This is a genomic window from Psychrobacter sp. UBA3068 (genome assembly GCF_002366815.1).
GTDB classification, from domain to species: domain Bacteria; phylum Pseudomonadota; class Gammaproteobacteria; order Pseudomonadales; family Moraxellaceae; genus Psychrobacter; species Psychrobacter namhaensis.
Genome location: NZ_DFBY01000028.1, coordinates 1 through 11780, shown reverse-complemented (window position 1 = coordinate 11780; position 11780 = coordinate 1). Strand labels below are relative to the sequence as shown.

The window sequence follows — 11780 nt, the reverse complement described above, 5'->3', positions numbered from 1 at the left end:
TAAGGTGTTCCCGTCTGATCAGGCAGCATTCAAGGTGGTGTACTTAGCCACCCAGCAAGCATCCAAAAAATGGTCGATGCCAATTCGTAACTGGACGTCTGCTTTAAATCGCTTTATGATTATGTTTGATGACCGTATCAGCAAGCATTTAATCTAAACGGCAGTTACACAGAATTCGGGATGGTCTCAGAATGCTAGGATTAGCATAACTCCAGCTATCAGGTAAGTCTCATCACTTGCCATGACAATTAAGCAAAAAAAAGCAGATATCATCGATATCTGCTTTTCTATTGTTACAAAGCGGCTTCTAAATGACGCTTCAAACAACCATTAGCCTTGAGGCTTAATCAAATACTTCTCACCAGTCGCTTGTTTGCCATAGGCGGCGATTGATTTTAATTGCAGTGCTTATTCTAGCGTGACTTCATGAGTATAGCTGCTCGCAAAGGTGGTGGTGATTTCTTCTGCCACACGCTTACGCATTGCTTTCACCGTTTCACTGCCCAGCTTGCCAAGTGCATTAAATAATAAGAATCCATTAACGCCCCACGCAAAACCAAAGTTACGGTTTAGGGTGATCGGGCCGCGGTCTAAGGCACCATAAATATAGGCTTGTTTAAAGGTGTCTGACCCATAGACGCTGTATTCTTCTACATCGTGAGTAATTGCGGCTTCCATATAGTTTAGAATATCGCTGGACAGCTTGCCGCCGCCAATAGGGTCGAATGAAATAGTCGCGCCTGTTTCGATGAGCGCTGTGGTTCTCCGTTATCGATGCCGAATGGCCGGCTTTTTATCGGGCATTTTTACAATGGCTAGCGCCAGATAACTTTGATGAGGTCGGCAAGCAGCGAGCCCGACTGAGCGAGTTAATTCAAAAAGCTCTTCGACAACAGCTGTGAAGAGCGGCATCCATATACAGCCAAGAGCACCTAACAAATGACTGCAGTGCGAATGCTGCAAATTGAGCTTTTATTTCACGTCATAATTTCTGGTTTTTCAGCATAAACTGACAATCACTCAGAATATAGACCTCTCTTCTAAAACTATTATTCGGTTTTTTTAGAGGATTGATAACGCTGGTAGTGTCTTTGGATCTCTATATACTCAGCAATACGCTTCGCATCATGCCACACACCCCAAATAAAGCTAGAGCCTTTGCCCGACAAGTACGGCAACCCGACAAAATAAATACCCGGCTCGCTAGTGACACCTTTGTTGTGTATCGGTGCGCCATTGTCTGCAAAAATATCAAAATCGAGCCAGTGGTAATCATAGCCAAAGCCAGATGCCCAGATAATACTGGTGATATTATCTTTGTCAAAATCGAGCGCGTCGATGGGCATGGTCATACACTCAGGCATATCCATCAACACTTTTGCTTCAGGCTCCTCAGGCAAATCTAGACCATTGTTTTCAATGTATCTGTCCATTTCTTCAAGATTGTCTAAATAGCTTTGTTCGGCACTGACGATGTTATCAACCAAATCATCGTTAAACGATACAGTATGGTCGGTAAATGCCTTGGTCATGCCAACTAGGGTGATACCCTCATGACCCATCTTTCTAAAATCAACGCTTTGTCCGCCATTCATACCACTCACTGCAAACCCCTTAATCGGCCGTTGCGGCGGCGTGGTCTCATGCCATGTGCCCAAAACACCCAGCCACCACACGTTGTCTCTGTCTCTGTATTTGCGCGGCGGACGCTCATGCGGGCCAACGGATAAGTATACCTTTTTACCTGCACTATTTAGCTCTGAGGCAATTTGCACTCCTGATGAGCCAGCACCGACGATCAGTACCGCACCCTCAGGCAGCTGCTCGGGATTTTTATAGTGATCCGAGTGTATTTGATACAGGCTGGTGTCTTGTGGGGCAATTTTAGGAATAAGTGGCTTTTGAAACGGTCCTGTGGCGACTACGACATTATTGGCAAAAAGCGTGCCTTGACTGGTGGTGACGCTAAAGCCTTTTTTGTTCTTATTTTTAACGATGTTTTGTACTTCTACGCCCGTCTCAATCGGTGCGTCAATCATCTTGGCATAGTTTTCAAAATACTCAGCGACTTCGCCGTGCGGCACAAAACTGTCTGGATCATGAGGGAAGTCCATATTTGGAAATTTATCATGCCAGCAGGGACCGTTGGCGACTAATGAATCCCATCGACGCGTGCGCCACGCCTCGGCAATTCTATTTTTTTCTAAGACGACATGCTCAATACCGAGATGGCCCAAATGCTCACTCATCGCAATACCTGCCTGACCTGAACCCACAATCAGTGTGTCTACACTTTTATTATCGATTGACATATGACCATTCTCTCTGCATAAAAATTAATATTTTGAATCATTACTTTTTGAAGATATGACTCTCTATCAAGGTCACATCCACCCAAATCATATTAATTTTTCTGTATTTAAAATGACAATCGTATGTCCTGAATAGCTACCTCAAAAAAACCGAATCACTCTGATATGGCTTAGCCTAACCACTGGAAAGGAAATCTTAATTTGCCTTGAATTTGATTTGCGACATACTGTTTGTAAGGCGATAGAACATCCTTTAACCATTACATACTGTCCATCTTCTTGAAAAATTGAGACTGATAAGAGGTCAACCATGACATCTATGAAACATACCCGTATTCGAACCTTTAATACCCAAGAAACTTACCCTGAGCAAAATATCGATAACGACTTGTGCCAAGCAGTCGTCGCAAAAGGCAGTACTGTGTTTTTACGCGGGCAAATAGGCCAAGACTTAGACACCAGTAAAAGCGTATGTGTGGGTGATGTCAAAGGCCAAACCGAGCAAGCCATGCATAACATCAGCATGCTACTCAAAGAGGCAGGTGGCGAGCTGACTGACATCTGCAAAATCACCATTTATATCATCGACCCTAGATACCGTGAGGACGTTTATCGGGTGGTTGGGCGCTGGCTAAAAGGTGTGCATCCTGTATCGACAGGCATTGTAGTCTCTGCGCTGGCACGTCCTGAATGGCTGGTTGAGATCGACGCGACCGCTGTAATTTAAAACCATAATTATACTAAGGATATATAATGACATTTTCTATTATTGCGCGATGTGAAAGAACAGGGCAGCTCGGTGCAGCGATCAGCTCCTCATCACCTGCCGTGGCCTCCCGCTGTATTCGTGCCAAAGCAGGCGTTGGCGTAGTCGCCAGTCAAAACATCACTGACCCTAACTTATCGCAAATACTGATTGAAATGATGCAATACAACCTAGCCCCGATTGATGCCGGTCATGAGCTGGTCAAAAGCACTGAGTTTATTCAGTATCGGCAACTGATGGCACTTAGCGCGACCGATGTACCTTTTGTGTTTAGCGGTGAGCATACCTTAGGGACGTTCGCTACTGCGCAAGGTAAGCGTGCTGCCTGTGCTGGTAATATGCTATCTAGCACGGCTGTTCCTGAAAAGATGCTCATGACTTTTGAGCAAAGCGAAGGATCTCTTGCCAGCAGATTGCTTGAGAGCTTAGTATCAGGTTATCACGCGGGCGGTGAAGAAGGGGACGTGCACTCTGCAGGCTTGCTGGTGGTAGACAAGGCCACGTGGCCGATTGTCGATTTACGAGTAGATTGGTCAGATACGCCCATAGAAGACTTGCAGCAATTGTGGGATATCTATGAGCCGCAATTAGACGATTATATCGTCCGCGCACTAAACCCCACTATTTCACCAAGTTACGGCGTGCCTGGAGACTTATAAACCGCTATTTAATAAAAGGATCTATCGTGTTAAGTCGAATTACGTTACGCCAGATGGAATATTTCGTCACCACAGCAGATAGTGGCAGCATCATTATCGCGTCTGAAAAAATCCATATTTCATCGCCATCGATATCGGCCGCGATTGCGCATATGGAAGAAGAGCTTCATGTTCAACTATTCATTCGCCAACATGCTAAAGGTTTATTGTTGACCGAGATCGGCGAACAGGTCAAAGACGCCTGTAAAGTGATTTTGGCACAATCCTCTGATCTGTATTCAATGTCGGCTGACTTCACAGGCATTATGCGCGGCAAAATCAAAGTTGGCTGTTTTTCAGCCTTTGCGCCTTTTGTTTACGCTGAAATCATACATGGATTTGCAAATTTGTATAAGCAGGTAGATGTAGAAGCGGTGATTGACGATCATCACAATTTAACGCAAGAGCTCACAAAAAACACTTTAGATCTGGCTTTACTGTACGACTTACATATCGATGAGAACGTCATCAATTTTACACCGCTGGCTGACTTACCGCCGTACGTTTTATTGTCTGAGACGCACCCGCTGGCCAAGCACAAGGCGGTGACGTTAGAAGAGTTGGCCGAATATCCAATGATCCTGCTCGATATGCCCTACAGTAATGACTACTTCCTATCTTTGTTTCGCAAAAACAACCTCAAGCCCAACATTATCGACACCTGTAAATATGTTGATGTGATTCGCTCGATGGTGGGTAACAACATTGGCTACACCATCTTAAATGTTCGCCCAAAGAGCAACTTATCTAACGATGGTAAAAAGTTGGTCATGGTTAGAATATCTGGTGATATGAGGCCCATGAAAATCGGCATCGCCACGCCCAAAAACGCCACTCTGACCAATGTCCAACAGGCATTTTCAAGTCGCTGCCAAGCTTTTATTTCCAACCAATACATACCTGGCATGAGTGTCTCATATTTCTCCGAAGCACATATCAAAAACCAAAAAGAATAAGGAAGGCAAATGCAACATCACTCAGAATGCCTAGCCGTATTAGAACAACTCATTGCTTTTGATACCACCTCTTATAAGAGTAATTTACCACTGATTGACTACGTCAAACACTATTTAGATCATAAGAATATCGACATCACTATCGATTATAACGACGCGCAGAACAAAGCCAATCTATTCATTAGCACAGGCCCTAAAGACAGCGCTGGCGTGTTGTTGTCAGGCCATACCGATGTGGTACCTGTTGATGGTCAAGACTGGGACACTAACCCTTTTGAGGCCGTCATAAAAAATAACAATGTTTATGGTCGTGGCAGCGCCGATATGAAAGGGTTTATTGCCTGCGCGCTAGTCATAATGAAAAGGGCCGCGGACATGCCCTTAACTTATCCGCTGCATCTGTGCCTATCCTATGACGAAGAGATCGGCTGCGTGGGTGTCAGGCACATCCTAACGCAACTGAGCAGCTTAATTATCCCGCCTAGAGTGGTGATTATAGGGGAGCCGACCTTGATGGATGTGGCTACCAGTCATAAAGGCAAAGCCGTGTTTCAAGTGCAGTTTTATGGCACAGAAGGACACTCCGCTCTTGCGCCAAATTATACCAATGCCATTCACGCGGCCAGTGCCTTTGTACAAAGCTTGATTGACAGTCAGCAAGTGGTTGCCAAAGAAGGACATCTGGATACGGGGTATGACATTCCTTACTCCACCATTCATGTGGGCAAGATTCACGGCGGTACCGCGTTAAATGTCGTACCCAATCTGTGTCAATTAGATTATGAAATTCGCAATGTCGCAGAAGACAGTATTGCCGCGATTCAAACACAGATCTTAAAGGATTTTGCGGCAAAAGATGCCAGCTATCGTTATGAGCTGCAAGACATCAATCAGTATCCTGGGCTAATGACCAACCAAACGCAGCCAGAATTAAAAAGTATCCAAGCGTTATTGCCACAGTCCAACATCACCAAACTCTCTTTTGGTACAGAGGCAGGCTTGTTCCAACAATGTTTTGACTCTCCCATTTTGGTCTGTGGCCCAGGCTCTATCGAGGTTGCTCACAAACCCAATGAATACATTGCTATTAGTCAATTAAACGCTTGCAGTCACTTTTTAGACAAGCTTGTTGCGACGTTGTTATAGCTTCACTCCTTAACGAATTTTAGAGGACAGATCATGCAATTTGATTGGGCATATACTTTTAGCTTGCTAAAAGACACAAACTTCTGGCAAGCCACCTTAACTGTGATTGAACTTAGTGTATTGGTATGGATTTTGGGTATCGTCCTAGGTTTTGTGATGGCACTGGGCAAAAAATCTAAAATCAAACCTGTTTCGTTATTAAGCCGCGCTTATATCTGGTTATTCCGCAGTATTCCTTTGTTGGTACTTTTGATCTTCATTTACAGTATGCCGCAGGTGTTTCCACAAACCAGCGTGATCTTATCTTCGTCGTTCATGTCTGGCCTGATTGCATTGACCTTATGTGAGACCGCCTATATTGCTGAGATTCATCGCGGTGGTCTCAACTCAGTTCATCAAGCTCAGATAGAGGCGGGCAAGGCCTTGGGTATCAAGCCGATGGGTATTCAACGACTGATTGTAGTGCCGCAAGCGTTAAGAATCGCCTTACCTACATTGAGCAACGAGTTTGTCGTTATCGTCAAACTCACCTCACTGGTATCGGTTATTTCTTTGACTGAGATTCTATTGGTTGGACAGCGTTTGTATGCACAGAACTTCTTGGTGCTTGAAACCATGTTGGCGGTCGCGTTTTACTACATCTTGATTGTCACTGTTTTTGGCTTCTTGATTCAACGCTTTGAAAAATTTATCGATATTACGCAAAAGAAGCCCGGTATTTTGAAAGAAGGTGAGTTGGTTGGTAATATCAGTAGCAATAAATCATTGAATAATTACAAAGAAATAAACCAAGAACGCAAAGGTGATTATGCACTGGAAGCCATTAATATTCACAAATCCTATGGCGAGCACCATGTACTAAAGGGTATTGACCTTAACGTGAAATGGGGCGAGGTGGTGTCTATTATTGGCCCATCAGGCTCAGGGAAAACTACTTTTATTCGTACGTTAAATAGCTTGGAGACACTTAATAAAGGCACGGTTAATTTGATGGGTAATCCTTTTCTAAAAGATACTGTTCTGACCGATAAATCTAAGCCCTTTAAAGAGCAAATTATAAATATCGGTATGGTGTTTCAGAATTTTAATTTATTCCCGCATAAGACTGTTTTAGAAAATATCATGCTGGCACCTCAGTACCATAAGGTATATGACAAAGGCATCAATCAGCTGACCGCAATTGCGATGCTCGACAAAGTCGGTATGAAGGCCCATGCAAAAAAATACCCGCATCAGCTCTCAGGTGGGCAACAGCAGCGGGTAGCGATTGCCAGAGCTCTCGCGATGGAACCTTCTATTATCTTGTTTGATGAACCAACGTCTGCCTTAGATCCTGAGCTGGTCAGTGAAGTATTAAGAGTAATGGAACAGCTTGCCAAAGAAGGCTTGACCATGATTATTGTCACGCATGAAATGAGCTTTGCATTCGATATTTCCGACCGTGTCATCTTTATGGAAGGTGGTCATATTGTTGAGCAAGGATCACCTGAGGTACTGAGAAACAGTACCAACGAGCGCTTCAACCAGTTTGTACAAAATATTAATTAAAAGTAAGAACTCGTTTTCATAGATCAGTTTTTATATCAATCAGAGTCGCCAAAAAAGCCCTTATATGATCGTATATAAGGGCTTTTTCTTTAGTATTGCATTTTTTATATCAGACAAGTATGGATAGGCTGGACAAACAAAGTTTTTACTAAAAAAATTATTCAATAAAATCAGGTTCTTGTATCAGCAGTAACCTTTTAATCTCTTCTAAATGTGCTTCGCTAAAGTCCTCTATAGACTCCCAATCTTGAGCCGTCTTTTCTGCGACGTCATCAGGGATGAGGCGCAATGGCTGATTGGTCGCATAGGCGGTTGTGAGCACTTGGCAGGCGCGCTCAATGGTATACATGTCATCAAATGCCACACCGATGCTGTGCGAGCCGATAAGTACCCCGTGATTGCCCATCATCAGACGACTATGCTCGCCTAATAAGCTGGCGAGTCGTTTGCCTTCCGCATTGCTATCAGCCATACCTTGATAACAATCATCGTAGCTCACACGATTAAAATAGCGCGCCGTGTTTTGATCAATCGGTTTAATGGTCGGATCTTTTAGCGTTGAGATGGTAGTCGTATAAATCGGATGCAAATGCAGCACGCATTTGATATCTGGTCTTAATAGATGGATTTGACTGTGTATAGCCCACGCGGTTGGGTCAATTTTTGCCAATAACTCATTATCAGGATTATTGGTATCTAACAAGATTAAATCACTCGCTTTAATGGTCGAAAAGTGTTGCCATTTTGGATTGATCAGAAATTGACTACCATCTTCAGATACCGACGCACTGAAATGGTTGGCGACTGCCTCATGCATGTTCAGACGTGCAAACCAACGAAAACAAGCGGCAAGGTCAATGCGTGCCTGTTCTTCGCTTTTAAGATTGTTGTTTTTAAAGTCATTCATAAATCACCTCTGTATGTAAAATTATTACTATACAGAGTGCATTGAAAACAAAGCGATTTTTTTAAATAGGATTTGCAGTAGTAGTGGGTAGGTTTTTCAAAATTGCTTTTAATAGGTCGTCTTTAGTATAACTGAGTTAAGCGATAAAGATGTTACCAACACATTTAATACGGTTGTTTAAATTCATTAACCCACTAGGAATGACTACGATGAAGCCATTAAAAATGATATTACTTTCTGCCGCTGCAGGCTTAGTATTAAATGCCTGTTCGAGTGAAGCACCTACCAGTAGTCAAGAAAGCAGCGCCACTGCTACTGAGAGCGCAGGTGCTGATAAACGAGTACTAACCATAGGCTCTGATATGACCTTTCCGCCTTATGAGTATTTGGATGAGCAGGGCAATCCGGGCGGGGTAGATGTGGAGATTATGGCCAAAGTAGCGGAGCTTAATGGTGATATCACACCCAAATGGGAAGATACCAGATGGGCAAACCTCATTCCTGGGCTAAAAGGGGACAAGTTTGATGTGCTGTATTCATCAATGTACATCACTAAAGATCGCTTAGCGCAGATTGATATGATTCCTTATTACAAGACCGACATCTCATTGCTGGTGCGTGGTGACTCAGACCTTGCACCTCAAGGGGCAGATGACTTATGTGGTCAAAAGGTTGGTGCGATGAAAGGCACAGAATTTGTCAATCAATTAGGAAAAATATCCGCCAAATGCGTGGAACAAAACCAAGGCGCTATCGAAATTCGTGAATACGAAACCTCACCGCAAACCTCTCAAGCATTGCTCTCTAGAGCTGTAGATATTCAATATGATGATGCTGCCGTCATGAAAGCCGCGGAAATGAAACTTGGCGATCGCGTGAAAATCACTTCAACACAAGAGCTATATCCTATTGTCGGCGGGATTGGTGTGAAAAAAGGTGATACTGAAACTTATCAAATCATCTCGGACGGTATAGAAAAAATGAAACAGTCTGGTGATCTAGAAAAAATACTGAGCGTCTACGGTCTAACCGTTCCAAGCCAAGCAGATATCGATCAAATAATGAATTAATCGGATAAGCAGCATAAGTAAAAAAGGAAGGAGTATTAAATGTTAACCAATGAACAAATTAAGCAGTATCACGATAGAGGTTATTTAGTAGTAGAAAACGCTATTGACTCTACTGATCTCACAGACCTTCTTAATCAAATAAATTTTTGGATAGATGAGAGTAAGGTACATGCCGAAGCTTGGGGTTCAACATTAGATGGTAGAGCAAGGTTTGATATCGATCCAAAAGATCACAGTGCTAAAAACCCCTCTCTACGCCGTGTTACATCACCGACAGAAATATCTGAGTCCTTTGCAGATATAGCACTTAAATCCAATATGTCAGAAATGGCAAGCGACTTGATAGGCGGTAATGGCACATGCTTTCACCATAGTAAAATCAATGCCAAGTTGCCCAATACGTCGACTACCGTCAAATGGCATCAAGACTTTCCATTTACGCCGCACACCAACGATGACATGCTGACGGCACTACTAATGATCGGTGAGGTTACGATGGAAAACGGACCACTACTGGTGGTGCCCAGTAGTCATAAAGAAGATCTGTTTTCCCATTGGGAAAATGGGAAGTTTGTGGGTAAAGTGAGTGATGACATAGAAGCGAAAAAATGCCAACAGTTTGTACCCTGTATCGGTAAGCCAGGTTCTATATGCTTTATGCATAGTAGGTTGCTGCATTCATCAGGGCCGAACAAAAGCGACTTGCCCAGATACTTATTCATCTCCGTATACAAGGCAGAAGATGCACATGCGCTATCACCAAACCCGCTACCAAGTAAGCATGAAGGCGCTTTGGTAAAAGGCGTGATAAGTGGTAATGTTAGATTGACTCCCAACCTTGTACAGCTGCCAGAAATACCTAAGGGTGCATCGTTTTTCACTCAGCAAGAAATGGCAACGATGGGTTAGTCTGATTTTAGATTTTAAATCTGGCATATTGTCTAATAAGATTATTTTAGTATCAAAGGTTAACGAAATGAAAACAATATTAACATCCCCTATTGAAGAGAAATGCGCTTGGTTCGGCAATGATATTATCAATAATAATGATTGGATAATTAGACTTGATGATTATTTATTGTCAGTTTTGGATGCGGCACATCAGCATATCACTAATCTAGGGAAAAAAGCTCCTCACTTTAATAAAGATGATATACATATTAAAGATGAAAAGTTTTTAAATTTTATCGATAAAATATCGGATCAACTTGAGAATGGCTATGGTTTTATTGTAATAAAAGGCTTAGATGTCAAACGATTTAATGAAGAGGAGCTTATAGATATTTATTATATCTTGGGCTTGTATTTAGGTATGCCTGTAACCCAGAATATACAACAAGAACTGTTAGGCTATGTGGAAAATGTAGGGGATGTAAAAAATAAACAAACAAGAGTCTATCGAACAAATGCTAATTTACCCTACCACTCTGATATGTCGGACGTTGTAGGTCTTCTATCCATAAGAAAAGCGAAAGAAGGTGGGGAAAGTAGTTTGGTAAGTTTTGCGACAGTTTATAATACAATTTTAAAAGAATATCCAGAGTATCTAGCCTACTATTATCATCCAGCTTATTATAACCATCTTGGTGAAGATGAACCCTCATTAAGCCCCATATTTAGTTATTGGGAAGGCAAGCTAGCATGTCGGTACCTAAGACAATATATTGAGGTTGGACATGAAAGAAAAAATATTCCATTATCTAGAGTACAAAAGGACGCACTTAATATTTTCGATGAAATAAGTCATCGAAATGAGCTAAGAATTAATATGATTTTAGAGCCTGGTGATATACAACTATGCAATAACTATATTGTAATGCATTCAAGAACTTCTTTTGTAGATTATGATGAGATAGATAAAAATCGTAAGTTAGTAAGATTATGGTTGAAAATGCCTAATGCAAGGCAATTAGCGCCTGATTTTCCTGGTAGAAATGGTTTCTCATCTATCTCTTGAACTGAACCGCCCCGACTATATCGGAGAGTGGATTGCTTGAGTCAGGCAGCTTTGTCTGACTCAATAAAACTATCATAGTATCGTCTCTCAAACTCAAAAGGCGACACATAACCAATCGTACTATGCAAACGTGTTTTGTTAAACCTGAGAAGCGTTAAAAATCGATTAAGTATCGATTTAGCTTTGCAAGGCGAGAGCTATGCTCGAGTGACGACCCATTCAAGGGTTGCTAATTCAACATCACTCACACCTTGCCACTGCTGTTTTAAATATTCAATCACCTCCGTTTTATAAAGTCCGTTAACCGTTTCAGCCAACGCATTATCGTATGAATCACCTGTCGTGCCAACAGATGCAATGACGCCAGAATCAGCCATCTTATCAGTATAGCGAATGGATAAGTACTGAACGCCGCGATCA

11 protein-coding genes and 3 pseudogenes are annotated in these 11780 nt (G+C 42.5%); 10 read left to right on the top strand and 4 right to left on the bottom strand.

Annotated elements, in window-relative coordinates; all coding sequences use genetic code 11:
- Window positions 1-157 (top strand): annotated as a pseudogene (locus B2P60_RS07565) (IS256 family transposase); the annotation flags it as partial.
- 251 nt (window positions 158-408) lie between these two features.
- Here B2P60_RS07565 and B2P60_RS07560 read toward each other — a convergent pair.
- Window positions 409-678: a hypothetical protein gene (locus B2P60_RS07560; RefSeq protein ID WP_226940908.1), complete on the bottom strand. Its 270-nt coding sequence runs from the start codon at window positions 676-678 to the stop codon at window positions 409-411.
- Window positions 679-1049: 371 nt separating this feature from the next.
- The gene (locus B2P60_RS07555; protein ID WP_192992358.1) at window positions 1050-2312 is read right to left on the bottom strand and encodes a flavin-containing monooxygenase; all 1263 of its coding nucleotides are present in this window, start codon (window positions 2310-2312) and stop codon (window positions 1050-1052) included.
- Between the two features lie 319 nt (window positions 2313-2631).
- Between B2P60_RS07555 and B2P60_RS07550 the strand changes: the two genes are divergently transcribed.
- The 6 genes and pseudogenes from B2P60_RS07550 (at window position 2632) to B2P60_RS12355 (ending at window position 7426) form a co-directional block, all read left to right on the top strand.
- Window positions 2632-3039, top strand: a complete 408-nt coding sequence (locus B2P60_RS07550; RefSeq protein WP_068407027.1) for a RidA family protein — start codon at window positions 2632-2634, stop codon at window positions 3037-3039.
- A 26-nt stretch (window positions 3040-3065) separates the two neighbouring features.
- Window positions 3066-3737, top strand: a complete 672-nt coding sequence (locus B2P60_RS07545; RefSeq protein WP_068407024.1) for a DUF1028 domain-containing protein — start codon at window positions 3066-3068, stop codon at window positions 3735-3737.
- A 26-nt stretch (window positions 3738-3763) separates the two neighbouring features.
- Window positions 3764-4732, top strand: a complete 969-nt coding sequence (locus B2P60_RS07540; RefSeq protein ID WP_068407021.1) for a LysR family transcriptional regulator — start codon at window positions 3764-3766, stop codon at window positions 4730-4732.
- A 9-nt stretch (window positions 4733-4741) separates the two neighbouring features.
- A complete protein-coding gene (argE, locus tag B2P60_RS07535) occupies window positions 4742-5878 on the top strand; it encodes an acetylornithine deacetylase (protein WP_068407018.1) in 1137 nt (378 codons plus the stop codon).
- Window positions 5879-5911: 33 nt separating this feature from the next.
- Window positions 5912-6556: pseudogene (locus B2P60_RS12360) on the top strand (amino acid ABC transporter permease); the annotation flags it as partial.
- Window positions 6557-6691: 135 nt separating this feature from the next.
- A complete protein-coding gene (locus tag B2P60_RS12355) occupies window positions 6692-7426 on the top strand; it encodes an amino acid ABC transporter ATP-binding protein (protein ID WP_226940909.1) in 735 nt (244 codons plus the stop codon).
- 157 nt (window positions 7427-7583) lie between these two features.
- Here the strand turns inward: B2P60_RS12355 and B2P60_RS07525 are convergent, their stop codons facing one another.
- Entirely contained in the window at window positions 7584-8333 is a 750-nt protein-coding gene (locus B2P60_RS07525) for a class II aldolase and adducin N-terminal domain-containing protein (protein WP_087813574.1), read from the bottom strand.
- Window positions 8334-8542: 209 nt separating this feature from the next.
- Between B2P60_RS07525 and B2P60_RS07520 the strand changes: the two genes are divergently transcribed.
- The 3 genes from B2P60_RS07520 to B2P60_RS07510 all read left to right on the top strand — a co-directional run bounded on the left by B2P60_RS07520 (window position 8543) and on the right by B2P60_RS07510 (window position 11360).
- The gene (locus B2P60_RS07520) at window positions 8543-9403 is read left to right on the top strand and encodes a transporter substrate-binding domain-containing protein (RefSeq protein WP_068407010.1); all 861 of its coding nucleotides are present in this window, start codon (window positions 8543-8545) and stop codon (window positions 9401-9403) included.
- A gap of 39 nt (window positions 9404-9442) precedes the next feature.
- Complete coding sequence (locus B2P60_RS07515; RefSeq protein ID WP_068407008.1) at window positions 9443-10312, top strand: phytanoyl-CoA dioxygenase family protein; 870 nt, start codon at window positions 9443-9445, stop codon at window positions 10310-10312.
- A 67-nt stretch (window positions 10313-10379) separates the two neighbouring features.
- Complete coding sequence (locus B2P60_RS07510) at window positions 10380-11360, top strand: TauD/TfdA family dioxygenase (RefSeq protein WP_087813575.1); 981 nt, start codon at window positions 10380-10382, stop codon at window positions 11358-11360.
- Between the two features lie 41 nt (window positions 11361-11401).
- Here the strand turns inward: B2P60_RS07510 and B2P60_RS07505 are convergent.
- Window positions 11402-11780, bottom strand: a pseudogene (locus tag B2P60_RS07505) (hypothetical protein); the annotation flags it as partial.

Bases quoted from the DNA above. Each gene is read 5' to 3' on its own strand.
- B2P60_RS07510 (WP_087813575.1), top strand. From the start codon at position 10,380: ATGAAAACAATATTAACATCCCCTATTGAAGAGAAATGCGCTTGGTTC.
- B2P60_RS07515 (WP_068407008.1), top strand. From the start codon at position 9,443: ATGTTAACCAATGAACAAATTAAGCAGTATCACGATAGAGGTTATTTA.
- B2P60_RS07520 (WP_068407010.1), top strand. From the start codon at position 8,543: ATGAAGCCATTAAAAATGATATTACTTTCTGCCGCTGCAGGCTTAGTA.
- B2P60_RS07525 (WP_087813574.1), bottom strand. From the start codon at position 8,333: ATGAATGACTTTAAAAACAACAATCTTAAAAGCGAAGAACAGGCACGC.
- argE (WP_068407018.1), top strand. From the start codon at position 4,742: ATGCAACATCACTCAGAATGCCTAGCCGTATTAGAACAACTCATTGCT.
- B2P60_RS07550 (WP_068407027.1), top strand. From the start codon at position 2,632: ATGAAACATACCCGTATTCGAACCTTTAATACCCAAGAAACTTACCCT.
- B2P60_RS07560 (WP_226940908.1), bottom strand. From the start codon at position 678: ATGGAAGCCGCAATTACTCACGATGTAGAAGAATACAGCGTCTATGGG.
- B2P60_RS07545 (WP_068407024.1), top strand. From the start codon at position 3,066: ATGACATTTTCTATTATTGCGCGATGTGAAAGAACAGGGCAGCTCGGT.
- B2P60_RS07555 (WP_192992358.1), bottom strand. From the start codon at position 2,312: ATGTCAATCGATAATAAAAGTGTAGACACACTGATTGTGGGTTCAGGT.